The organism is Paraburkholderia sp. CNPSo 3274 (assembly GCF_024206475.1).
Classification (GTDB): domain Bacteria; phylum Pseudomonadota; class Gammaproteobacteria; order Burkholderiales; family Burkholderiaceae; genus Paraburkholderia.
Genome location: NZ_JAMBPR010000068.1, coordinates 25,802 through 49,128, shown reverse-complemented (window position 1 = coordinate 49,128; position 23,327 = coordinate 25,802). Strand labels below are relative to the sequence as shown.

The window sequence follows — 23,327 nt, the reverse complement described above, 5'->3', positions numbered from 1 at the left end:
TCACCGAGTTGCCGCAGCGTGCGCCGGACGCAGATGTAACCGATCTTCTGCCGTTCAATTACGCCCGGCAACAAAAGGAAAAGGAAGAGACCGGCTGACGAACTGAATGCGCGTCGGCGTGCTGGCCCACGCGCAGGCTCATCACCTCGACGCGAATATCGCCGGTTGACCCCGACCATCGCGGTACGGCTGCGCTTGCCCGTCTGTCGCAAACGATTCTTTATTCGGTGTGCTGAAATCACCGCTTACCTTTATCTGCAGCGGCTGCCACATCCCCGGCAGGGGTGAGCAACCGCCAGAGCGACGTCATCCACGGGAGCCCTCGTCTGGTTGCATGCGAGTCTTCGGCGACCCCAAAGAGCCAGCGTGAGCGGACTCGGAGCCAATTGATCGACTAACGGATACGCCTGCGGTCCCCCCCGAGCATGATCCTGAGGCGCGTGGCGGGCAACCATCAACTGACGCGCGAACCGGGATGCCGGTCCTTAAGGAATCACGATCGCGGAGCGACCGTTGGACAGTGGATTGATTTGGAAGGAGCCAGTGCTATAGGCGCCGCCGGTCATCTGCAACTGCGCCTCAACGGTGCCGAAATGGTCTTTTATTGTGAGCACGTTGTTTGCAAAGTTGATGGATTTCACCTCGACGTCTAGTTCTATCGTATCGGTCTTCGCAAAGCCGTCAATAGTCCCCGTAAATGCACCGGGGCTTCGTAGTTCGAGCCGCGCGTTGGTGCCGACAAACTTGATCGTTTGAGGGCTTTGAACGGCCTCAACTGTGGCTACGCTATCTGCACGCAACTCAATAGTGCCGGTGTCAGAGAGTAGTGTTCCAAAACAGCGCAGGTGGCCACCTGCCGAGACCGAGATTGTGCTGGCGTTGTCCATGTCGCCAACAAGGGTCAATGAATTAATGACAGTTATCGTGCCGTTGTTCACAAAACCCGCGACAGCGGTCACCGTTCCGTGTCCGGTCAGCGTTGCCCCCGGGTCGATCCCAAGGGCGGTCGTCTCGATGAGGCCGTCGCCCAGCGATAGCGTTCCGGTCACGTAAATTCCCTTGCCGACAGACACGGAGCCCTTTTGCGTCACCGTGAGCGAGCCCGTTCCCAGGTCTTGGACCAAGAGTTCGTTGGCGATAACGAGGCGCGCATTGTGGCCGCTGACCGACACGGAGCCCTGTCCAGTCGGCGCTGAACCAATCGACATGTCGTCAGCGACGACGAAGGCGCCTGAGTTCACCTCCAGCGCCCCGGCGGCGTATTGCCCGACGATGACCTGCCCGCGTGCCACCAGCGACGCCTCCGAAACCGAAACCTGGCTCAGACCGGCGGTATAGCCAATCGTCACGTCCTCCGCGACGACGGAGGCGCCTGGGTTCAGTTCCAGCTTTCCGGTGCCACCGCGCCCGATGATGACCTGTCCGCGCGCCACCAGCGACGCCTTCGAAACCGTAATCCGGCCAGTGGAGTTGTCGTGATTCCCAACAACCAGAGCCCATGGGTAGATGAGTGGGTCGTTGTTCCCGATGGCGACCAGCGCCCCGTTGCTGATTGTCATCTGGCCGTTTCCGGCTTGGCCAACAGACACGGGCAGATTGCGAGTGTTGACGACGGCGTGCCCCCCATCTACCAACATCGTTGCATTACCGGCTATGGGGGCTACCTTGATCGCGTAGTCGTTGAGATCGTGAGGTCCGAAGCTTACGAGACTGCTGTCTTTGCCGATTGTGAGCGTGCCGGTTATCACGCCAATTCTGGGGGTTGTCAGGATCGCGCCGGGCTTAAGCGTCAACCGTGCATTGACCGGAATTCCAATGGTCGCAGTCAGATGCCCCGCGATTTCGTCGGTATCCTTGAAAATCAGGTCCGCCGCGGTACCCGAACCCGTAATCGGCAGGGCGGTATTATCGATCGTCACGGAGTCGTTGGGACCCGGCGGCACGGTCGCCGGTCCTCCACCAGGTTCGAGAACCCAGTTTTCCGGCGTCAGGAAGTTTGTTCCTGCGCTTCCAGTCCATTGGTAATTGGCCATGGTGAAGTTCTCCGCCCTGCGGGGCATGAGCGAGCCTCATTCAAAGGATCGTAAGTCGCCTCGCACCGATTGGTGTCCGAAATATAGTGTGAAACTGGCGTAGTGCAAGTATTTCGGCGAGGCAGGCTGCGCGCCGGTCTGCCCGTAGTTACGACGTGAATTAAACGCACATTGGCGACACGCTGACACATACAGACAGCCCCCATCTGCACGTATCGTTATATGTCAACGATGACGATCATGACGGATCACAAAGCCAGCCACGAACAACAACTGGAGAATTCGATGCGCATTACGCTCCATCTCGACACGTTCGACCGCATTGACCCGAATGCCTATGCGATCCTTTGGCTCGACAACGAAACCTACAGGTGGTCCCGCGAAGGTCATGCCGGCCTCCAACTTCCCGAATGGGGAATGCTGCGGGTCGAAACGCGCAGCGCGCTAGTCTGTGATCAGCATGATGCGCGGCCTCTATTTATCCTCGAAGGTCTTGCGTGATCCTAATTGTTTGAAGGAGTCGACCACGATCACCCCGACGCGAGTCGGCAACACGGGCGCACGCATCGCCTCGTGCGCCGTGGCACGGACAGCCACGCCGTTTCCTCCACGGCGTGCAGAAAGACGGATCGCAACTCGTCTTTTGCTGCATTGCAAACATTTGTTATACAAATTTACGCCTTTGCGACGAGAGCACATTTCTTGTGCGGGTTTATACCTGGTAAGGGCCTGCATGCCAAAGCCGACAAGGTGTTTGCCGATGCGCTTACGAGACATGAGGCGGCTTCCACGAACAAACGATTGACAGACGTCAACTCGACCTTAGAATGGATATTGCTGCATCGCACCACCGACTGTGTTGTGTGTCTTCTTGTCCGTGAGTGGCTCTTGTGGACATTCGGACACTTTCATCTTTCATGGAGCCATTGATGAGCACTCTGACAACGGAGCAACTTGTCGCCGCGCAGAAATCCGGCGTCGAAACATCGTTTGTTTTCCTGAATAAGGCATTTGAAGGCATTGAAAAGTTGGCCGACCTGAATGTGCAGACGGTCAAATCGACCCTCGCTGAAAATCAGGAATTCGCCGTCAAGGCACTTTCTGCCAAAGAACCTCAGGAAACGTTTTCACAGCAGTCGATCCTGGTTCAACCTGCCGTTGAAAGAGTGCAGTCATACTGGCACCACGTCTACGAAATTCTCTCCAGCACCCAAGCCGAATTTGCTGTGCTCGCAGAAGCACAGTGCAAGCAATTCCAAAGCGATGCGCACTCTTTCATCGACGGGCTCACGAAAAATGCGCCGGCGGGAAGTGAATCCGTAGTGGCGGCATGGAAGACATTCATCACGACCGCAAGCGATACGGCCAATTCAGCGTATGAAACTGCTGCGAAAGCCGCCAGGCAAGCCGTGGAGACTGCTGAAAGCAATCTCAATGCTGCGTCAACTGCCAAACGGACCCGCCAGGCAGTTGCACCTGTCGAATCGGATGCAAAACAGTAGAGTGTTTGACGGTTCTGTCGCAGTAAGGCTGTCCGCTATCCCTTGCGGAACAAGATGAACGGCTGAAAGCGCGAGCAGAGCCCATCGGTCCGTCGCTGATCAATTCTACGACCGTAATATTAGTAGTACTTTATATATAGCGATTGTTCGCTCAGTTCTCTTTATTGCGACAAAAACTGAAGCACAGGCCCGGGTTCCTTGCGACGGCCACTACCATCAATTGACAAAATGACATTACTGATTGGAATTCCTCTGGAGACAGCCACCGGGGAGCGGCGTGTAGCAACGGTGCCCGAGGTGGTCGAGAAACTGATCAAGCTTGGGTTCGCGGTTGCCGTGCAAAGCGGCGCCGGCGCAGGTGCGAACTTTGGCGATGATGACTACCGTGCCGCCGGTGCCGAGGTCGTGGCAACGGCTGCCGAACTCTGGGCCCGCAGTGACATCGTCTTCAAGGTGCGCCCCCCGAGCAGCGAGGAAGTGGCGCTGATGCGTGAGGGCGGCATGCTGATCGGGTTCGTCTGGCCGGCCCAGAACCCCGAGCTGATGCAGCAGCTTGCCGCGAGGCACGCCACCGTGCTGGCGATCGATTCGCTGCCGCGCACGCTGTCACGCGCGCAGAAGATGGACGCGCTCACCTCGATGGCTGGCATCAGCGGCTACCGTGCGGTGATCGAGGCCGCCCATGCCTTCGGCCGCTTCCTGAACGGTCAGGTCACCGCCGCCGGCAAGGTCCCGCCTGCCAGGGTCTTCATTGCCGGCGCCGGCGTAGCAGGCCTGGCTGCCATCGGTACTGCGGTCAGTCTCGGCGCGATCGTGCGCGCCAACGACACGCGCGCCGAGGTGGCCGACCAGGTCAAGTCCCTGGGGGGCGAATTCGTCAAGGTGGACTGCGACGAGGAAGGCTCGGGCGGCGGCGGCTACGCCAGGGTCATGAGCGAGGGCTTCCAGCAGGCGCAGCGCGCGATGTACGCGCAGCAGGCCCGGGACGCGGACATCATCATCACTACCGCGCTGATTCCCGGCAAGCCGGCTCCGAAGCTCATCACGGCCGAAATGGTGCAGTCGATGAAGCCGGGTAGCGTAATCGTGGACATGGCGGCCGAGCAGGGTGGCAACTGCGAGTTGACCGTGCCCGGCGAGGCGGTGGTGCGCCACGGCGTGACCATCGTTGGCTACACGGATCTTGCTTCGCGTCTGGCGAGGCAGTCGTCCACGTTGTATGGCAACAACCTGCTGCGCGTGGTCGAGGAGCTGTGCAAGACGAAGGACGGCACGATCAACGTCGACTTCGACGATGACGCCATCCGCGGCCTCACAGTCATCAAGGAGGGCAACGTTACCTGGCCGCCGCCGCCGATCAAACAGCCGGCCGTCGCACCCAAACCCCAGGCCGCCGCTGCAGCGGCGGCAGCCGCACCGAAGAAGGGCCACGGCAGCAGCGAGCCGATGTCGGCGAAGTCGCTGGCCATCGTGTTCGGCATCGGTGCGCTGGCGTTCCTGCTGGTGGGGCTGTTTGCGCCGGCCACTTTCCTCTCGCACTTCACGGTGTTCGTGCTGGCCTGTTTCGTCGGCTACATGGTGATCTGGAATGTCACGCCGTCGCTGCACACGCCGCTGATGAGCGTGACCAACGCGATTTCGTCGATCATCGCCATCGGTGCGCTGGTCCAGGTCGCGCCGCCGCTGGGCGGGTCCGCGGTGGGCGACCGGCCATCAGGGCTGATTCTGGGCCTGGCCGTGGGCGCGTTGGCACTTACGGCCGTCAACATGTTCGGTGGCTTCGCGGTGACGCGACGCATGCTGGCGATGTTCCGCAAATGAGGGGACGACAACAATGACTTCCAACCTGACTACCGTCTCCTATATCGGCGCGGCGATTCTCTTCATCCTGAGCCTTGGCGGTCTGGCCAATCCCGAGACCGCGCGCCGCGGCAACCTGCTTGGCATGATCGGTATGCTCATCGCTGTGCTGGCAACCGTACTCGGTCCGCGCGTGTCGGCCGAAGGTATTCCGTACGCTGTCGCCGCGCTGGTCGTCGGCGGCGCGGTCGGCCTGTTCGCCGCGAAGAAGGTGCAGATGACGCAGATGCCCGAACTGGTCGCGCTGATGCACAGCCTGGTTGGCCTGGCGGCCTGCCTCGTGGGCTTCGCCAGCTACATCGATACGTCGGTGCAATTCACCGGCGCCGAAAAGACCATTCACGAAGTCGAGATTTACGTCGGCATCCTGATCGGTGCGGTGACTTTCGCGGGCTCGGTCATTGCGTTCGGCAAGCTGTCGGGCAAGATCGGCGGCAAGCCGCTACTGCTGCCGGCGCGGCACTGGCTGAACCTGGCCGCGCTGCTGATCGTGATGTACTACGGTCGCGCGTTCCTGCACGCAGAGACGATTCAGGACGGCATGATGCCGCTCCTCGTGATGACGGCGATTTCGCTGCTGTTCGGTACGCACATGGTGATGGCGATCGGCGGCGCCGACATGCCCGTGGTGGTGTCGATGCTCAACAGCTACTCGGGCTGGGCGGCGGCGGCCACCGGCTTCATGCTCGGCAACGACCTGCTGATCGTGATCGGCGCGCTGGTGGGCTCGTCGGGCGCGATCCTGTCGTACATCATGTGCCGCGCGATGAACCGCAACTTCATCAGCGTGATCGCTGGCGGCTTTGGCAGTGGCGCGGGCGTGCCCGCAACTGCGGGCGGCGGCGCGCAGCCGGCCGGCGAGGTGGTGGCGGTGAGCTCCGCCGAAACCGCCGAGCTGCTGCGCGACGCGAAGAGCGTGATCATCGTGCCGGGCTACGGCATGGCTGTGGCGCAGGCCCAGCACACGGTCTTCGAACTCACGAAGCTGCTGCGCGATAAGGGCGTCGACGTACGCTTCGCGATCCACCCGGTGGCGGGCCGCATGCCGGGCCACATGAACGTGCTGCTGGCCGAAGCGAAGGTGCCCTACAACATCGTGATGGAGATGGACGAGATCAACGCCGACTTCCCCGAGGCGGACGTGTCGATGGTCATCGGCGCGAACGACATCGTGAACCCGGCGGCGCAGGAGGACCCGGCGAGCCCGATCGCCGGCATGCCGGTGCTGGAGGTCTGGAAGGCGAAGACGTCGATCGTGATGAAGCGCAGCATGGCCTCGGGCTATGCCGGCGTCGACAACCCGCTCTTCTACAAGGACAACAATCGCATGCTGTTCGGCGATGCGAAGTCGATGTTGAGTGAGATCTTCGGGGTGTTGAAAGCCTGAACGCGGAGAAGCGGGACTCGCCGAGGAACAACGAAGCGAATCGGAGAAGATCATGGCGCTCAGCCGGGCGTCGACAACGCCATTGTCGACGCCCGGAAGGAGCGGATCGGCATCGCGGTGTGGCCACACGCAGTGCGAGCCAAGCCTGCGCTTGCGGCACCATGTTCTCGCGCCCGCGGTGGCTATGGCACACTGCGACTCCCGCGGCAGGCAGTCGACGTACGCCAACTGCTCCTCCCAGAGTTCGCGCTCTAGAAGACGCGTCATATGCGGTGCTGCGCGGTGCGCGCTGGGATTCCGGCGACTTCAATCATTTCGCATGCGCTCAACCAACGCTAGCAAGCGAGCACTCATTTCCTCGGCCGGCAAGTGCGTGGGCCAACCGTGACCAGGAAGCAGCCATTCGAAACGATACGCGGCCAGCTTGCCGAGCGATTCGGTGAGCTTCGTCCATGAGTACCAGCACGCGTCCCTGAACGCGACGAGGTCGCGCTCGCGTGGGCTCCAGGCGAGCGAATCGCCCGCGAAGAGCACGCGATCATCGAGCAGGTATACGACGCTACCCCGAGTGTGCCCGGGCATCGGGATTGCGCGCACGCCGGCCGCGATGCTCGGTGCCGAATGGTCGTCGAGCAGATCGGTAGCATAGGGGGCAGCCGACCTGTCCTCCTGGTGAATCCAGACGCGCGCGCCGAATTGACGTGCGTATTTGTCGGCATCTGCAACGTCGTCACGATGCGACAAAAGGACGTGTGCAATGCCACCGGCGTCGTCAAACCATTTCACGAGCTCCGCCGCATAGCGTGGCGAGTCGATCAGCAGATTGCCGTCCGGACGCGCGGCAAAATAAGAATGTGCGCCAAACGACGACCGTGAGTTGAATCCACAGCGCCACACACCCGATGTGATCTGCTGCGGAAAGATCGTGGCGTTCGGGCGGGGCTGCTTCGTTTCGCTGCGTACCGATGCCGTCGGACATACGAGCACCGCACGCCAGGCAGCAAGCTGCTCTTCCGGCGTGAAGGGCTGCCGAACGAAGACACTCTTGTCGTTTCGTTCGACAATCAGCTCAGGCGCGACGTGACGCGATGCACCGCAATTGATGCACGCTGTGTCGATGTACCACTCGCCTGGGGCGGAGTCGGTATTGCGTGGCGGCTTCATTCGACGCTCAAGTTCCGATAAGTAATGGCGACCTCACGGTTCACCATGATAGAACTTTCAGGCACCCTCCGCAGCCAGACGCGACTGGAGTGTCGGACGTGGTTCGACTCGGTGCTCAAATCACCGAAGTACGTGTGATACGGCTGCGCTGACGAAATCGCTCTACCACGCAGCTGCGACGCTGAATTCGCTGGACACCGTGCGGACCGGTGCAGGCGAGCGATTGTGACCTAAACTACAGAGGCGTCTTTCGCGTGCCCCGGTGCCGCTTTGACGCAATGCAACGTCGCTGGCCGCTGACCGAAGCAGGCGAATGGCGACGGCACGGGCAACACACCGTCATCTGTTGCCTGAATTCATCTGGAACTGATGTTCAAGAAGGGGCATCATGTTGCAAGCCAGTGAAATCCAAAAGCGCTTTACTCATCTTTCAGCAAGCCGTTAGCGAGGCATCACGTACCATGCACGCCGACGCGACGATTCCACAACATTTGATGAAGTGGATGGATGAGCTCGAAAAGGAATGCAAATCGGCAAAGAAGATCATGTCGTCCAGGGACGAGGACCGTACAGTCAGCTCAATGCATTCTGAACTTTCCAACCTGAAGCGACAACTGCACTGACCTACCTGAGGGCCCCGGTCCAACCCGCCGAGGTTAATGACACTTCGGAGCGACAATGCGCACCGCAATGCTTCCGCTTGACGCGCGGGCGTCTGTTTGCGTGCGACTGCAGTAATCGATAGCGGGGCAATTCTTTGCTCGGAGGTATGCCATGGCTACGTACGTCATCCTGAGCCGTCTCGCTCCTGACGCATTAACGGATCCCGGCGAACTGAAACAGATCGCCGCCACAGTGGCCGAAAAGATCAGGGCCGAATGCCCTGCCGTCACCTGGAAGGACAGCTATCTGACTCTCGGGCGCTTCGACGTCCTGGACGTTGTGGAGTCGAACGATCTGAAACAGCTTGAGCTGGCGGCTTTGATCATCCACGGCTATGGACATGCTGCCACCGAGACCCTGCAGGCGACGCCGTGGAACGAGTTCATCGCGGCGCTGTAGCGCAGATCGACGGATCGGGCTCCACGCGATGAAATGCGCCAGGTGAATACTGCGTCTCACCGTCGGGTGTCTGAACGTGTTCCCAGAAATCGCTATCTTGCAGGTGCGTTTTATCTACGCCCCTGAGAAAGCTGTGACCGAGGCCCTCGCGTCGGCAGACTTCGCGCCGGACACCTGAGGCGTTCTGTGGTTTGGTGGCTGATCGGGCCGTAAGGGCGCGCGGCACGTCCATCGTCTTTCACGGCAATGCGAGGCAAGCCGGACACTGTGCGTTTTACGCCGCGGCGATCAAACGGCGGGGCAGGGTGATCGTCGCCGAACTTCCGGGCTACCGGCCAAGCTTCGTGCCGCTGGGCGAAGCGAGTCTGGAGACCGATGCCCCCAGAGCATCTTCCGCCGAGCACGCCACGCACGCGGCCGACGTGCGTTTGCCGGCCGGTTGTTGGCGGCCTGCTGCAGTGCCGGGCTGAAGATGTCGTCACCTTGCTGGCAAGGCGGAGAGAGGCAAATGGTCGAAGCTTCCGGATTGAAGCCGGGCATGGTCGTCATGCTCGAAGGCGAACTTCATAGCGTCGCCAGCGCCGGGTACCATGCCGGCGGGGGCCAGCAGGGTAGCGCAGTGTTTACCAGGGTCAAGAACCTGAAGACCGGGCACATCAGGGACTTGCGGCTGCACCCAAGCGACAGGCTCGAAGAGGTCGCGCTCGATCACAAGCAGATGGAATATCTGTATACGGATGGTGTCGCCTTTTACTTCATGGATCCCGACACATTCGAGCAGATCAGTTTGTCCTCGGAAACTATTGGCGCATACGAAAAGTTCCTTCAGCCCAATATGCGAATCCCGGTCGCGCTGTATGACGGCGAGCCGGTCACCATCGCGTTTCCGCATGCGGTCGAGTTAGGCGTGGTGTCTGCGCCGCCGGGCGTGCACGAGCATGCAACCTCCACTTTCAAGGCGGCCACACTCGAGAATGGCATGGAAGTTCTCGTTCCCCAGTTCATCAAGGAAGGGGATACTGTGCGAATCGAGGTCGCGTCAGGAAAATACGTGGAGCGTGTAAGGCGAGAAACGCGAAAGCCATGACTTCGTCGCTTCTTGACCTGTGCCTCGAAGACGTCCGGGTGAGTCTCTGGAGGCAATCATGCACGACGTTCTCGCGGGTTACGATGGCTCGGCTTCCGCACAGGAGGCAATCCGCTTCGCAAAAAATCTTGCTGAAAAGGAAGGGGCGCGGCTCCACATTCTTATGGTTGCTCGTCCGCCTGACTGGGGTAAGTTGGCCTATGAGGTGCCTGAGCTGCTTGAGACCGAAAAACGCCACTGTCAGGACCTCATCACCGAACTCAAGGGAAAGCTCGGGTTATCCGGAGTAACGGTCCAATATGAGGTGATTGTCGGGCATCCGGCCAAGGAGCTGGTGCTGTATGCCGAACGACACAATATTGACCACGTTGTTGTAGGACATCGAGGACGTACTACCTTTGATCGTTGGCTGCTTGGTTCCATCGCGAGGCAAGTGATCGCACACGCGCCGTGCTCGGTCACAATCGTGCGCGACCGGCCAGATGTCGCAAAGGAGCATCGATGATACCGGAAGCTATGCGGATCACGACGCAGAAGCGCTTGACGATGAAGTTACGAGTGGTGGGCGGATCGCTGACGGATCTGGCTCATCACTAGCGCTTCGCTGGCTAGCAGGGCGCGGCTATCTGCGTCCTGCCCTCCGATCTGTCCGCTTTCCAGGCCTACGGCAACATGCCGGCGGCACAGGTAACGGCGCCGCCGAAGGCCGTTGCCCGGCTGGCTTACCAGGGACCGATGCACGACGGAAATCCTCGTCAGTCCAGGTGCGACCGGCGCGCTTTTACCGCTGCTACAGGAGAGGTGAGCCCCATGCCTCCCTTCAACGGGCCACTCCTGAATTTTCACGCCTTTCGCTCAAGCGCTGCTCCGGATGCGATGCGCTGAATTCGGCGCCGGGGCACGGCATCGCGCAGGCCGCGTTGCCCGCCAACGCGCGGTATTCCCGTGGCGTGATGCGTATTTGTGGCGATCAGCGGCAGAACGCTTACGATGGGTGAAACACACAGGAGGCCGTCATGACCACGGCTGCCAGTTTTCACATCGGCTACACGCAGTACCTCGGGCCCGAGGGCGAACCCGTGCATCCGCTTCCGGCCTTCGCAAGCGACCCCGCAGCGCTCCTGCCGCTGTATCGCGCGATGGTGCTGACAAGGGCCTTCGACACGAAAGCAGTTGCGCTGCAGCGTACGGGCCAGCTTGGCACATTCGCATCATCGGTTGGCCAGGAGGCGATCGGCGTTGGCGTGGCCAGTGCAATGCGCCCCGAAGACGTGCTGTTTCCTTCCTATCGCGACCACGCGGCCCAATTGCTGCGCGGCGTCACGATGACGGAAAGTCTGCTCTATTGGGGCGGTGACGAGCGTGGAAGCGATTTCAGTGTGCCCCGCTTCGACTTTCCGAACTGTGTGCCGATCGGTACGCAGCTCTGCCATGCGGCGGGTGCCGCCTATGCGTTCAAGTTGCGCCATGAGCCGCGCGTCGCAGTGGCGCTTTTCGGCGACGGCGCCACCTCCAAGGGAGACTTTTACGAGGCGATGAACTTCGCCGGCGTGTGGGGCGCGCCGCTCGTGCTCGTGATCAACAACAACCAATGGGCAATTTCAGTGCCGCGCAGCCAGCAAAGCGCAGCACAAACGCTCGCGCAAAAGGCGATTGCAGCGGGAATCGACGGCCTGCAGGTCGATGGCAACGACGTGATTGCCGTGCACCACGTAGTTGGGGCGGCACTCGCGAAGGCCCGGCGCGGCGAAGGTCCGACCTTGATAGAAGCGCTCAGCTATCGCCTCGGCGATCACACGACGGCCGATGATGCCACGCGCTATCGCGATGCCGAAGTGGTCAGCAGGCATTGGGAATCCGAGCCGCTGCGCCGGTTGCGCGCCTACCTGATCCGTATGAATGTTTGGGACAAGGCGCGCGAAGAGGAGCTTGGCAGGACGTGTCACGCGCAGGTCGAGCAGGCTGTCGAGGCGTATCTCGCGATTGCTCCGCCTGACGTTTCCTCGATGTTCGACCATCTCTATGAGGCGCTACCGCTCGCCATGCGCGAGCAACTGGCGATGGCGCAGCGATTTGCCCCGGTTGTGCCGCTTGCGGAGAACGGCCATGGCTGACCTGAACATGGTCGAGGCGGTCAATGTCGCGCTCGCCTGGGAGCTTGCGCATGACCCCGCTGTCGTGCTGCTCGGCGAGGACATCGGCGTGAACGGCGGCGTCTTTCGGACAACCGCTGGGTTACAGACGCGCTTTGGCGCTCAGCGCGTGATGGATACGCCGCTCGCCGAATCGGCGATCGTCGGCACGGCGGTCGGCATGGCCGCGATGGGCCTCAAACCGGTCGCGGAGATTCAGTTCAGCGGCTTCATCTATCCGGCCATCGATCACTTGCTGAATCACGCGTCGCGCCTGCGGCACAGGACGCGCGGACGGCTCACGTGCCCCCTCGTGGTCAGGTCGCCTGCCGGTGCGGGCATCCACGCGCCGGAGCATCATTCCGAAAGCCCGGAGGCGCTGTTTGCGCACATACCGGGGTTGCGCGTCGTGACCCCTTCTTCGCCCGCGCGCGCATATGGCCTGCTGCTGGCGGCAATCCGCGATCCGGACCCGGTCATCTTCTTCGAGCCGACACGCCTCTACCGCATCTACAGGCAGCCCGTGGAAGACAACGGCGAAGCGCTGCCGCTCGATTGCTGCTACGTGCTGCGCGACGGCGCGGATGTGACGTTGGTCAGTTGGGGCGGAGCGCTGCAGGAAGTCCTTATGGCCGCCGATCTGCTTGCGCAGGAGGGCGTGATGGCGGAGGTAATCGACGTGGCCACGCTCAAGCCACTCGACATGGAGACGATTCTTGCGTCGGTGGCGAAAACGGGACGCTGCGTGATCGTGCATGAAGGATCGCGCACGGGCGGCGTGGGTGCGGAGATTGCTGCGGGCATTGCCGAGCGCGGACTCTATTCGTTGCTGGCCCCGGTGCAGCGCGTGACGGGATATGACGTGGTCGTCCCGCTCTACAGACTAGAAAGTCATTACATGGCAGGCACAAGGCGTATCGTTGCCGCGGTCAGGCAGGCGCTGGAGGCGCAGTGAAACCATGAAGATCTTCAAGCTGCCCGACCTGGGCGAAGGCCTCCAGGAAGCGGAAATCGTCGAATGGCACGTCAAGAGCGGCGAGGACATTCGCGCGGACCAGCCGCTCGTGTCGGTCGAAACGGCAAAAGCCATCGTCGAGATTCCCTCGCCGCAATCCGGCCGCATCGCGAAGCTGTTCGGCAAGCCGGGCGACATCGTGCATCTGGGGGCCCCGCTTGCCGCTTTCGAAGGGGATAGAGAGGGTGGTGAGGATGCCGATGCCGGCACCGTGGTCGGCCATATGGAAGTGGGCAGGCAACCGGTGGAGGAGGCGCCAGCCGCGCCCGGTAGCGGCACGGGTGCGGGGCCTGGCGCTATCAAGGCGATTCCCGCGGTGCGGGCGCTCGCCCGCAAGCTGGACGTCGATCTCGCAATGGTGACGCCTTCCGGGCCGGAAGGCGTCATCACGGCGACCGACGTACAACGGGCGGCAAAATTGTTCGCTGAACTCGGTCCGCCTGAAGTGCTGCGCGGCGTGCGGCGCGCGATGGCGCAGAACATGGCGCGTGCCCAGAGCGAAGTGGCCGCCGCGACCGTTATCGACGACGCCGATATTCACGCGTGGCCACCGCATACCGATGTGACGATCCGCCTGATCCGTGCGCTGGTGGCCGGGTGCCACGCGGAGCCGGGACTGAACGCATGGTTCGACGGCAGAATGGCGCGGCGCCATGTGCTGGAGAAGATCGATCTCGGCATTGCCGTCGATCTGCCGGATGGCTTGTTCGTCCCGGTGCTGCGCGATGTCGCGCATCGTGACGCGGCCGGTCTGCGTGCCGGACTCGACCGGATGCGTGCCGATATTCGCGCACGCAAGATTCCACCGGAAGAGATGCGCGGCAACACGATCACATTGTCGAACTTCGGCATGATTGCCGGTAAATATGCGGCTCCCGTGGTTGTGCCGCCTACTGTTGCGATTCTTGGCGCGGGGCGGATGCATGACCAGGTCGTGGCGCACGAGGGTGCGCCCGCCGTGCACAGGACCTTGCCGCTGAGCCTGACATTCGACCACCGGGTTGTCACGGGAGGAGAGGCTGCGCGCTTTCTCGCCGCGGTCATCAAGGATCTCGAGATGGCGCAGTAGGCGATTTCCGCGCCGGTGCCGCATCGCGCACCGGCGCTTGTGACTTTCTTGCCATTCTCCGATTCAATCATCGCTGCCGGACGACCTGCCAAGGCTGCGTCATCTGCGCAACCTGTTCGCCTCGAATAACTCGTTCACCGGGTCGCCGGCCGTGCTCGGCGACGGCGAATCGCTGAGCATGGTCGGTTCCAGGGCGAACCGCATCCGTCACGTTTCGGGGCGCGCGCCGCTGCCGCATTTGCGCGCGGGATCGCATTGGCGGCGCGGCATCTGCATCGGCGCGGGATCATGTATGGCGATCTCTATGCGTACAACATCCTGCATGACGGCTCAGGGCACGTATTGCTCGGCGACTTCGGCGCGGCGTCCTGATCACGCACTGGCGCAGGCGCTCGAGCGCGTCGAGGTGCGCGCGTTCGGCCGCCTGCTCGAAGAACTCGCGCAACGTCTGGCCGGAGAGGCCGATGATCGTGCCGCCGGGTTCCATGCGTTGATCGAAGACTGTATCGGCGAGCACTTCGAGATGCGGCCTTCGTTCGATGAGATAGTCGGGCGGCTGTCTGCCTGAAGCTATGCCCTGTTGCCAACGCCGGCGCATCATAGGCGTGCGGGAACCGTTGACGACGACGGAGGCAGACGTGGCAAATTCCCTCAGGCTCGAACTGTTTTGCCGGTTGTTTCTTGGTCTCTTTGTGGGCTTTTTTTGCGTGACGGCCGCCCTTTTTGTGCGGTACAAGTGGGCGAGTCCGCTGCCGCAAGCCACCTTCGTGCACGCGAAAGGCGCGTCGGCGTCACGAACCTTGCCGGGAAGCGCCCCGGCAGCCCCATTCTCATCCGCCTCCCTATCCCAACCGGCGACGCCGTCGCCAGATGCAGGGGAAAAGACACTCCTCGCGTCGTCGGCCTCCACTGTCGTCACGTTCATTGCGGCTGCAGTGGCCAACTTCATGTGCTGGAAGACTAACGGGCGGGGGAGGCGCACAAAGAAAAGCGGAACGCAACGTTCGAGTCGCTCGAATTAGTGTGAGGCGCTGGTGGAATTTTCGTAAGAAAATGGCTAGCCGGTTGTGCCATTGGATAGGCAGTTTGTTTGTGTTCAGAATCCGCGAGCCGTAAGCGTCGCCTGGAGGCATGCGTTCAAGAGGGCTTACCTCCGGGGACAAAATTCCGTTCTCTTTCACACACTCATTCCAGCAATGAGCAACTACAGTTTAGTTGTTGGGGATCATCCTGCACGTTGGCCCCCCCCATCGCCTGATTGCTGTCTCAAGGTGTGAACGCCATGAAGCATTTCCTGAGCGCGCTACTGCTCGCTTCTGCGCCGTTCGTGGCGTGGGCCGAAACGCCATTCCTCCATTCACGTAGCGCAATCGTGTACGACGTTGGGCGCGGCGAAGTCCTGCTGGAAAAGAACGCCGATGACGTCCAGCCGGTCGCGTCGATCACCAAGCTGATGACAGCGATGGTCGTGCTGGACAGCGCCCAGTCGCTGGGCGCCATGGTGAGTGTCGACAATGACGACATTGATCGGCTCAAGCACTCCGGGTCCCGTATCCCGATCGGTGCGTCGCTCGAACGGGGAGAGATGCTGCGCCTTGCGCTCATGTCGTCGGAGAATCGCGCGGCGTCTGCGCTATCGCGTGCGTTCCCGGGCGGCCAGCCGGCGTTCATCCGGAAGATGAACGAAAAGGCGCGCGCGCTGCACATGACCAATACGCACTTCGACGACCCGACCGGGCTCTCGCCCGACAATCTCTCGACGGCGCGCGACGTCGTGAAGATGGCGGCCGCCGCGGCGCACTATCCATTGATCAGCGAATACACGACGCTTCCCCGTTACGAAGAGGAAATCGGCACGAGGACGAGGTTCTATCACAACACCGACCCGATAGTCCGCTCAGCCGATTGGGACGTTCTGGTCGCGAAGACCGGCTATATCCGCGAGGCGGGACGCTGCATCGTGGTCGATGCCAACATGCCCAATGGCCAGGTGATGATTGCGCTGCTCGGCTCGCAAACATCGTGGGGGCGCTCCGCCGATCTCGTCACGATACGTCGATGGCTGAACGGCGACGAAACGCCGGTCGTCGAGCCGCGCTATTACGCAAGCGCCCGGCTGCATCATCGCCATTCGATGCTCGCGCATTCGCACCGCGTCAAGGTGCGATTCGTATCGTACCGCACAGGTTCGGCGTCCGGTGCGCACCGGCAGACCGCCGTGCACCATACCGGCAAGCGGCAACACCAAGCGCCTGTTGCCGCCTGAGCCAAATGACGTCCGCGTGACCAGTCACGTAAGCCGTCAAACGGAGACTTGCGGCGACGCGCCAATGCGCGACATCGTGTTGCAGGGCTCGAGTCCGCGATGCGAGAGTGGTGCGCGGTTGCCTGGAGCGTCGTCCACGTTGTTGGATTTTTCCGAGGAAAGTCCGTGTGTTGCGCGTGCCCGGGTGACTTTTCGATCGAAGCGACCAGACTTCCTCGGAATACGACGCGAATTTCGCTGCATGGAGGTGCAATTCGTACTGTTACTTGTACATGTGGTAGACGCGTGTTAGACTTGTACCTGTTCTCGTACACGTTCGTCCAAGGAAGACGCATGCGCACCATTCCATTTTCAGACGCCCGCGCGAATCTCAAGCGCGTCATCGACCAAGTTGTCGATGACGTAGACGTTACGCTCATCACCCGTCGGGACGCACCCAACGCGATCGTCATGTCGCAAGAGCATTACGACAGCTTGATGGAAACAGTTCACCTGCTTCGCTCCCCGGCCAACGTAGCTCATCTGGAGCGATCGATCGCGCAGGCAAGGGCAGGCAAGGTCAAGCCCCGCAAGCTGGTTGAAGACGCCGAATGAGCGGCGCTTTGAACATCATGTGGACGGCCGAGGCATGGGAGGACTATGTCTACTGGCAGGGGCAGGATAGAAAGACGCTAAAGCGCATCAATCAACTTGTCAAGGACGCTCAGCGCACTCCGTTCGAGGGCATCGGTAAGCCTGAAGCACTGAAGGCGAACCTGACGGGTTTCTGGTCGCGTCGCATCGATGACACCAACCGGCTCGTTTACGAAATTGCCGGTAGCCAGATCAATATAGTCTCGTGCCGCTACCACTACTGACCCATCGGAAAACAACGCGATGGCACGCACGTTCAGGATTGTTGGTCTTCAATTGGCCGATAGCACGATCTACGAAGCTGCCAAGACGATCGGCTAGTTCGCGCGCGAGTTGCGCGGCGCTAATGAGCTTTCGAAGTGCGTCCAGCTTGCGGGTACCACTATGCATCTCGCGGCCGACATATCGATGTCTGCCGTGAAAAGCCGATGCGGAATGGTCAAGCGATTCGACACCGCAAGCGTGGGCGTGTCGGCAGAGGCCACCGTGGCGGATGCACCGGAGTCGGCCGCCGGAAAACCAAGGTCGTCAGCGTTCGGCTTTGAGTTCGATGTGAATGGGGTAGATCAAGGGTTGTGTCGCGATAAGAGGGGCGAGGCGGGGTGAGTTCCGGGATGAATAGTACTGCTTATATAATCAGTGAATAGAACTGCTCTGCAGCGGTTCGGGCGACATCGTCGTCTTGCAACTGACCCTTGCGGATCATGTGCATGATTTCGATTCCGGCGAGGATGATGCGTGCGCACCTGAAATTCTTGAAACCCATCATCGGCTTGATGATGCGCTTGATGGCACGGTGATCCTGCTCGACGACGTTGTTCAGGTATTTGTTCTGGCGGATCATGATCGGCGTCGGCCGTGTGGCGTTAAGCGCTTCGAGCGCGGCCAGATTGGCACCGCTCTTGTCCACGGTAACCGTTTCGGGCTCACCATTCTGGTCGATCGCCTTCTCGAAGTAACGGCGCGCGGCAGCCTTGTCACGATGGGCGCGCAGCAGGAAATCGACTGTGTTGCCCTGCTTACGGTCTTCGCCTTCAACGAATCGCTTCATGTGGCCGCCCGATCTGAACGCGTTACTTCAGTTTAGGCGATCAGCATGCGTTTTCACACAAGCTGGACCCTGAACAGCCTTTCAGACTGGCGCAACATCAATGGCTGCTTCTGGGGGTACAACTGCCCGCTATATCTCCTCAAGTTTGCGGGTGCATGGTCAGCCTTTTCGGAAACTCGTCACTCTGGGGGGAACATCTAGCTGCCATGCGTCAAAGCCAGCAAAGCTCACTCGACAAGTATGTCGTCAATGACCCGTTGGCCGGCGCTGTATCCGGCCATGAGCGCTTCAGCTTCCGATGGGAAAGGATGCTGTCCATCAGCAGTGAGTCGCATTGGCACAACCATAGGGCGCGTCATTCCGGCCATCACGATATTTACGATGGCCAGGAAGCCCTTGGCAGGTGATAAGGCAGTGCCTTTGGAAGGCGCCCATACGGGTTCGACCTCCACGGTCACCTCGAAGCCCCGATATTTGTAGATTCGATTCATTGATGCACTCGATGCGGGTCAAGGCCGCCAAGGCTGATCTGGTCATTTTACCAATCGGCTAGCTGGGGCGTACGAGACAGATGAATCTAGAAGAAGGTGCTCAGGCATTCGCACCTATGTTTCGGTTTGCGTGAGCGAACTGTGAAAGTACCTGCAACCCCTGACCGCTAGCTTTCAAGTTTTCGTTAAACCTCCGCGCTGGTCGTTGTTGTTCAAGCCTTACTGTGAGAGTCCGGCGCTGGAAATTTCAAAGGCGGGTGAAAAAAGACCCCCTATGGCACCGCGGGGGCCTCCAGAAACAGGGGGACACGGTTCGCCAAACGTCCCCCCTAGGTAGGACGCCGGAGCTGTCCCAATTCCGCGTTGTGATGCGAAGGCGCACCGCAAAGGCTGCACCGCAAAGGCTGCACCTTCACGAAGCATCAACCCGGCTTCCGCGCTAATTCGACGGCCGATGGACGGTAGTCCGGCAGTGCCATATCGCTAGATCGTCAGCCTTATGGTCAATGTCGGATTCGGGACCCTCAAGGGACATTCAATTGATTTTTGGTGAGAGACCGCTCGCCTAACAGGAGCAGACGAAGGCCGCCGCACGAATGCAACTGGCCGACCTCACACAATCAGATAACGAAGATTCCGGGTAGGGCTATCCTTAGATTTCAACGCGAGCGCAGCGTTCAAGGTGCGCTTCGCCCTCAGCGATCAAGTCGGCGCCAATCTCTAGTACTTCGGCGAGCCTGAACAGCAACTGTTCGCGCCACTCTTCGTCCTCAGCATTCGGGGAAGGCTTTGCGAGGCTCTCGATCAGAGAGTTGGCAGTTTCGAGGAAGGGCAACGCTCGCTGATAGCTCAGGACAGCCACCATCGCGTCATCTGTCGCGCCCTTCAGCACGCGCAAATAGTCATCGGCGTGCTTCTTTGGCGGCAACCGCATCGCCGCGGCAAGTTGGTCAATGCGCGACTGCCCATGCGAGCCGAGGCTCATCGCGCGCCGCTGGAGTTCCGCATACTGCTCGTGCAGTTCGGTTTCACTGAACATTGGGGTATCCGCTGGTTCTATATTCATGGCCAGCATTTTACGGCAGCACTTTGAAGCAGCTTGCCCGCTGCGCGGCGACGCTGGCCGGCGCGCAATCGCGCGAGTGCGCTGACAGGTGCACAGCGGCCGATAGCGTGTCGTCCCGAAAGGCTATATTGATCGGGCGTGTCGCCTGCGCTAGCGGGTGGCGATCCGTGCGTACCAGAGGAGGATGCTATGGACGAATCCTGGCTGGCAGTGGCTGTAGGTGTAATCGTGCTGGCAATCGCCGCGTCCGGCGTTGTTGCCCACTATCGACGTGTACGGCGTCGAGCGGATCTTCTGCGCAATCTCGATCACCACGAGTGGTTTCGCTGGACGCGTTCGCGACATTGAATGCCTATGCGACTCATTTGCATTGGTGCCGATCACTACTTCAGCGGCTTGCCACTCGATGAAGAAAGCTGGTCCTACGACTGCAGAGCAACCCATAGCGGACCTTGGCTGGCGATCGGCCCAATGACCGCAATGGCCTGCGGATTCAAGCGATCGATGCAACGGATTGATGGAATCGCTCGGCCGGTGTGTCGAAGTCTGGAGTTTTGCGGGGACGGTCGGTGACCCGCGGCCGTTCCATTGCGGACGTTCGCATAGCCACGCGTGCCTAGCTGCGCGCCGATGCAAGCTCCAGTTTCTTGCGCTGCAGGAACCGGCGCACGGCCGGATCACGCTCGAGGCCGATCGCAAGATCGTACGCGTCAAGCGCTTCGGTCGTAGCGCCGGCGCGCGCGAGCAAATTGGCGCGCGCGGCCCAGTATGGCTGGTAGTCAGTCAGCCGCGGATCGTTCGCATACGGCGCGAGCGCGTCGAGCGCCGCCTGTGCGCCGTCGCGTTCCGCCAGTGCGAGTGCGCGGTTCACCGCGATGACGGGCGAAGCTGCTATGGCGAGCAGCCCATCGTAGAGTTGCACGATCTCGTCCCAGTTCGGGCAATGCGATCGGCAGCGATGCACATGCGCAGACTGGAGCGCGGCCTCGAGTTGAAAGCGACCGATTGAATTAAACGCGTTCGCGCGCCGCAGCAGTGCGTTGGCTGCGTCGATCATCGGTGCGTTCCATGTTGCCGGGTCCTGAGCCGATAGTGGCACGTAATCGCCGGCCGCATCGCGTCGGGCATCGCGTCGCGCCTGCGCAAACAGCATCAGCGCAAGGAGACCCAGCGTCTCCGGTTCCTCGGGCAGTAGTTCGACGAGCAATTGTGCAAGATACAGCGCCTCGTCGGCTAGACCGCGCCGTTCGGTATCGCCGCCGACCGGGTCCGTCCAACCTTCCGCATACGCTGCATAGACAGCTTCAAGCACTGAGTCGAGCCGGCCGGGCAGTTCCTCACGCTCGGGCACGCTGAACGGAATGCCCGCTTCGCGGATCTTGGTCTTCGCGCGCACGAGGCGCTTGCTCATGGCGGCGGGAGACATCAGAAACGCGGATGCAATCGTCTTCGCATCCAGGCCCAGCACTACCTGCAGCATCAGCGGCGTGCGAATCGCGGCCTCGAGTGCAGGGTGTGTGCACGCGAAGAGCAGCGCGAGCCGCCGGTCGGGCAACGCGCCGGGTTCACACTCGTCGATCTCTTCCGCGAGGATCGCGAGTTGGTTCACCACTGCGTCGCCGACATGGCGATGGCGTGCGCCATCTATCGCCCGGCGGCGCGCAACGGTCATCAGCCAGGCTTCGGGGCTCGCGGGGCAGCCGTGCTCCGGCCAGTCCGTGAGCGCCGCCGCAAACGCGTCGGCGAGTGCGTCCTCGGCCGCGGCGACGTCGCGCGTGCGCATCGCCAACAGCGCGACGAGCTTGCCATAACTGCGGCGCGCGACTGCCTCGGCAATGGAATGTGCGGCGGCGTCAGCGTGACGGCCGCCGCCGGACTGGCTCATGCAGCAGATGGCGCATCGTACGGAGCGGTCCAGACCGGGCGCACTTCCATGATGCCGTGAGCCGCGCCGGGACACCGCGACGCCCACGCCATCGCCGCGTCCAGGTTGGGCGCGTCGATCAGGTAGTAGCCCGCGAGCTGCTCCTTCGAATCGGAATACGGTCCGTCGAGCACTTGCGGCTTGCCGTCGACCAGCCGCACGGTCGTGGCCGTATTCGTGTGCTGCAGCCGGTTGGCACCCACCAGCGCCCCCGCTTTCTGGAGCGATTCGGTGTACGCGTGATAGGCGGCGACGCCTTGCTGTCGCTCAGTGTCGGTCATCTGGTTCCAGCCGTTTTCTTCCGAATAGATCATCAAGAGGTATTCCATTTGAGCCTCCGTCATGGGGTTGAGGCGGATGAATTACATCGTGCCGCCATCATAATGACGCTCGCATGTCATGCTGACGGACAAGGCGCATCAAAAAAATCACTGAGGGCAGATGTCGAGCAGCAGCAAAGGGTCGACGAATCAACGCAACTAACGGCCTGTCAGTTTCGAATGCACGCAGCGCCATTCGGCGAAACGTGCTCTGGCGACGGGCGAAGGTGCGGCGCACGCGCGTGAACGGAGTTTCCCAAACGTATCTGCAGGAACATCCTCCCGGAGAACGCCAGGTGATCTCTCGATGCGTCATGCCGTGACCAGATCGAGCGATTGGCGGGAATGTCGCACGACGTGCCGCTGCGCGAAACGAAGCGCAGAGAGCGAATCTCTGCGCAGTTTATATGCAGTATCAACTGAGAATGGGCGGCAATTCCCGTCGTGTCGAGTTCGGCAGCACCTTTGGTTGCATCGGCTTCGTCTCGACGACGAGGCGATGATGCGGCACCGGATGAGCGGCGGCAGTTGCGAGCGAACGTCGCGAGCCGTCACTGTGCGACGGTATCTTTGCCGCCAGGCGCGCGCCAGCGACCGGCTTGTGCCGGGTGTCGTCCTTACTGTTGCCGGCTGAAGTGCGATGCGGCGGCGCGTCCGTTGTCGTTCGCGCGACAGTAGTCGGCGCATGCCAAACGTTTGCGCGACGGCCATAGCTAAACGCGTGATGCGATCCACCCTCCGGCGCGTGTGCGGCAGCAACCGGCTCGTGCCGAACGTTGCGGACAATCTGCCCGGTCACGACGTGACCTGTATGGTTCCCGGAGTCTTTCGGCCAAAGCCCGAGCATCGCTGCCCCCGCCTTGAGCGCTCCGTCGTCATCCTGGTCTATATGATCGCCCGACGGCGGTGCAGGGCGGGCTGCCGCGGCGCGCGGTCCGGCGCCCGCAGGCTGGCAAACACACGCGTTGCCCGCAGCCGCGCCGACCGCGATCTGACCTGTTGCCTCGGTCCGTTTCGCGACGGCGCCGTGACACACATCCGGCGGCGTCGATTGTTCGCGATACTCGACGGAGGCCGCGGCCGCCGTCGTCACACTCATTGATTGCCGCAACTGCCATTACCGCTGCCATTGTCGCGCGCACGACATGTCCCCTTGTTTGATTTTTGCGCCACCCGGGCGGCGATTATACCTATTAGGCATCAGAGACCGGCAAGCGCTTTTGAAGCAAAAAAAGGGCGCATTCCCTGTCGACTTGCCTGAACGG

22 protein-coding genes and 2 pseudogenes are annotated in these 23,327 nt (G+C 61.2%); 15 read left to right on the top strand and 9 right to left on the bottom strand.

What is annotated here, in order from left to right:
• Nucleotides 1–485 precede the first annotated feature (485 nt).
• The gene (locus tag M3I54_RS34010) at nt 486–2,033 is read right to left on the bottom strand and encodes a hypothetical protein (protein WP_254343747.1); all 1,548 of its coding nucleotides are present in this window, start codon (nt 2,031–2,033) and stop codon (nt 486–488) included.
• Nucleotides 2,034–2,264: 231 nt separating this feature from the next.
• Here M3I54_RS34010 and M3I54_RS34005 point away from each other — a divergent pair, with 231 nt between their 5' ends.
• Entirely contained in the window at nt 2,265–2,534 is a 270-nt protein-coding gene (locus M3I54_RS34005; protein WP_309249665.1) for a DUF3564 family protein, read from the top strand.
• Here M3I54_RS34005 and M3I54_RS34000 read toward each other — a convergent pair.
• Complete coding sequence (locus M3I54_RS34000) at nt 2,508–2,810, bottom strand: hypothetical protein (RefSeq protein WP_254343746.1); 303 nt, start codon at nt 2,808–2,810, stop codon at nt 2,508–2,510. The two genes, M3I54_RS34005 and M3I54_RS34000, sit on opposite strands and share 27 nt — an antisense overlap.
• Before the next feature lie 152 nt (nt 2,811–2,962).
• Between M3I54_RS34000 and phaP the strand changes: the two genes are divergently transcribed.
• The 3 genes from phaP (at nt 2,963) to pntB (ending at nt 6,782) form a co-directional block, all read left to right on the top strand.
• Complete coding sequence (gene phaP, locus M3I54_RS33995; protein ID WP_254343745.1) at nt 2,963–3,535, top strand: TIGR01841 family phasin; 573 nt, start codon at nt 2,963–2,965, stop codon at nt 3,533–3,535.
• 228 nt (nt 3,536–3,763) lie between these two features.
• Nucleotides 3,764–5,356 carry a Re/Si-specific NAD(P)(+) transhydrogenase subunit alpha gene (locus M3I54_RS33990; protein ID WP_254343752.1) on the top strand — a complete coding sequence of 531 codons (1,593 nt, stop codon included), beginning with the start codon at nt 3,764–3,766 and terminating at the stop codon, nt 5,354–5,356.
• A 13-nt stretch (nt 5,357–5,369) separates the two neighbouring features.
• The gene (pntB, locus tag M3I54_RS33985; protein WP_254343744.1) at nt 5,370–6,782 is read left to right on the top strand and encodes a Re/Si-specific NAD(P)(+) transhydrogenase subunit beta; all 1,413 of its coding nucleotides are present in this window, start codon (nt 5,370–5,372) and stop codon (nt 6,780–6,782) included.
• A 306-nt stretch (nt 6,783–7,088) separates the two neighbouring features.
• On the opposite strand, the gene M3I54_RS33980 is transcribed toward pntB, so the two are convergent.
• Nucleotides 7,089–7,946 carry an MBL fold metallo-hydrolase gene (locus tag M3I54_RS33980; RefSeq protein WP_254343743.1) on the bottom strand — a complete coding sequence of 286 codons (858 nt, stop codon included), beginning with the start codon at nt 7,944–7,946 and terminating at the stop codon, nt 7,089–7,091.
• Between the two features lie 388 nt (nt 7,947–8,334).
• Between M3I54_RS33980 and M3I54_RS33975 the strand changes: the two are divergent.
• From M3I54_RS33975 to M3I54_RS33925, 11 genes and pseudogenes are all read left to right on the top strand, one after another.
• Nucleotides 8,335–8,569 (top strand): annotated as a pseudogene (locus M3I54_RS33975) (hypothetical protein).
• Nucleotides 8,570–8,720: 151 nt separating this feature from the next.
• Nucleotides 8,721–9,008 carry a GYD domain-containing protein gene (locus M3I54_RS33970; RefSeq protein WP_254343741.1) on the top strand — a complete coding sequence of 96 codons (288 nt, stop codon included), beginning with the start codon at nt 8,721–8,723 and terminating at the stop codon, nt 9,006–9,008.
• A gap of 508 nt (nt 9,009–9,516) precedes the next feature.
• On the top strand, nt 9,517–10,095 hold the full coding sequence (locus M3I54_RS33965; RefSeq protein WP_254343739.1) for an elongation factor P: 579 nt from the start codon (nt 9,517–9,519) through the stop codon (nt 10,093–10,095).
• A gap of 58 nt (nt 10,096–10,153) precedes the next feature.
• Nucleotides 10,154–10,600: a universal stress protein gene (locus M3I54_RS33960; RefSeq protein WP_254343738.1), complete on the top strand. Its 447-nt coding sequence runs from the start codon at nt 10,154–10,156 to the stop codon at nt 10,598–10,600.
• 511 nt (nt 10,601–11,111) lie between these two features.
• Nucleotides 11,112–12,209, top strand: a complete 1,098-nt coding sequence (gene pdhA / locus M3I54_RS33955) for a pyruvate dehydrogenase (acetyl-transferring) E1 component subunit alpha (RefSeq protein ID WP_254343737.1) — start codon at nt 11,112–11,114, stop codon at nt 12,207–12,209.
• Nucleotides 12,202–13,182 (top strand): alpha-ketoacid dehydrogenase subunit beta, encoded by a 981-nt coding sequence (locus M3I54_RS33950; protein WP_254343736.1) that lies wholly within the window; start codon nt 12,202–12,204, stop codon nt 13,180–13,182. Before pdhA ends, M3I54_RS33950 begins: the two co-directional genes overlap by 8 nt.
• A 4-nt stretch (nt 13,183–13,186) precedes the next feature.
• A complete protein-coding gene (locus M3I54_RS33945) occupies nt 13,187–14,311 on the top strand; it encodes a dihydrolipoamide acetyltransferase family protein (RefSeq protein ID WP_254343735.1) in 1,125 nt (374 codons plus the stop codon).
• Between the two features lie 255 nt (nt 14,312–14,566).
• On the top strand, nt 14,567–14,683 hold the full coding sequence (locus tag M3I54_RS45220) for a hypothetical protein (protein WP_309249664.1): 117 nt from the start codon (nt 14,567–14,569) through the stop codon (nt 14,681–14,683).
• 910 nt (nt 14,684–15,593) lie between these two features.
• Nucleotides 15,594–16,577, top strand: a complete 984-nt coding sequence (locus M3I54_RS33935) for a D-alanyl-D-alanine carboxypeptidase family protein (protein WP_254343734.1) — start codon at nt 15,594–15,596, stop codon at nt 16,575–16,577.
• A 333-nt stretch (nt 16,578–16,910) separates the two neighbouring features.
• Nucleotides 16,911–17,171, top strand: coding sequence for a type II toxin-antitoxin system Phd/YefM family antitoxin (locus tag M3I54_RS33930; RefSeq protein ID WP_133190871.1), 261 nt, complete (start codon nt 16,911–16,913; stop codon nt 17,169–17,171).
• Nucleotides 17,168–17,434 (top strand): Txe/YoeB family addiction module toxin, encoded by a 267-nt coding sequence (locus tag M3I54_RS33925; protein WP_302059260.1) that lies wholly within the window; start codon nt 17,168–17,170, stop codon nt 17,432–17,434. The genes M3I54_RS33930 and M3I54_RS33925 overlap by 4 nt, the downstream gene beginning before the upstream one ends.
• A 404-nt stretch (nt 17,435–17,838) precedes the next feature.
• Here the strand turns inward: M3I54_RS33925 and M3I54_RS33920 are convergent.
• The 6 genes and pseudogenes from M3I54_RS33920 to M3I54_RS33895 form a co-directional block, all read right to left on the bottom strand.
• A pseudogene (locus M3I54_RS33920) lies at nt 17,839–18,231 on the bottom strand (transposase); the annotation flags it as partial.
• Between the two features lie 257 nt (nt 18,232–18,488).
• A complete protein-coding gene (locus tag M3I54_RS33915; RefSeq protein ID WP_254343733.1) occupies nt 18,489–18,752 on the bottom strand; it encodes a hypothetical protein in 264 nt (87 codons plus the stop codon).
• A 652-nt stretch (nt 18,753–19,404) separates the two neighbouring features.
• Nucleotides 19,405–19,791 carry a hypothetical protein gene (locus M3I54_RS33910; protein ID WP_254343732.1) on the bottom strand — a complete coding sequence of 129 codons (387 nt, stop codon included), beginning with the start codon at nt 19,789–19,791 and terminating at the stop codon, nt 19,405–19,407.
• A gap of 177 nt (nt 19,792–19,968) precedes the next feature.
• Entirely contained in the window at nt 19,969–20,133 is a 165-nt protein-coding gene (locus M3I54_RS33905) for a hypothetical protein (protein WP_254343730.1), read from the bottom strand.
• A gap of 301 nt (nt 20,134–20,434) precedes the next feature.
• Nucleotides 20,435–21,703 (bottom strand): RNA polymerase sigma factor, encoded by a 1,269-nt coding sequence (locus M3I54_RS33900; RefSeq protein ID WP_254343728.1) that lies wholly within the window; start codon nt 21,701–21,703, stop codon nt 20,435–20,437.
• Nucleotides 21,700–22,071, bottom strand: a complete 372-nt coding sequence (locus M3I54_RS33895) for a YciI family protein (RefSeq protein WP_254343726.1) — start codon at nt 22,069–22,071, stop codon at nt 21,700–21,702. The genes M3I54_RS33900 and M3I54_RS33895 overlap by 4 nt, the downstream gene beginning before the upstream one ends.
• Between the last annotated feature and the right edge of the window lie 1,256 nt (nt 22,072–23,327).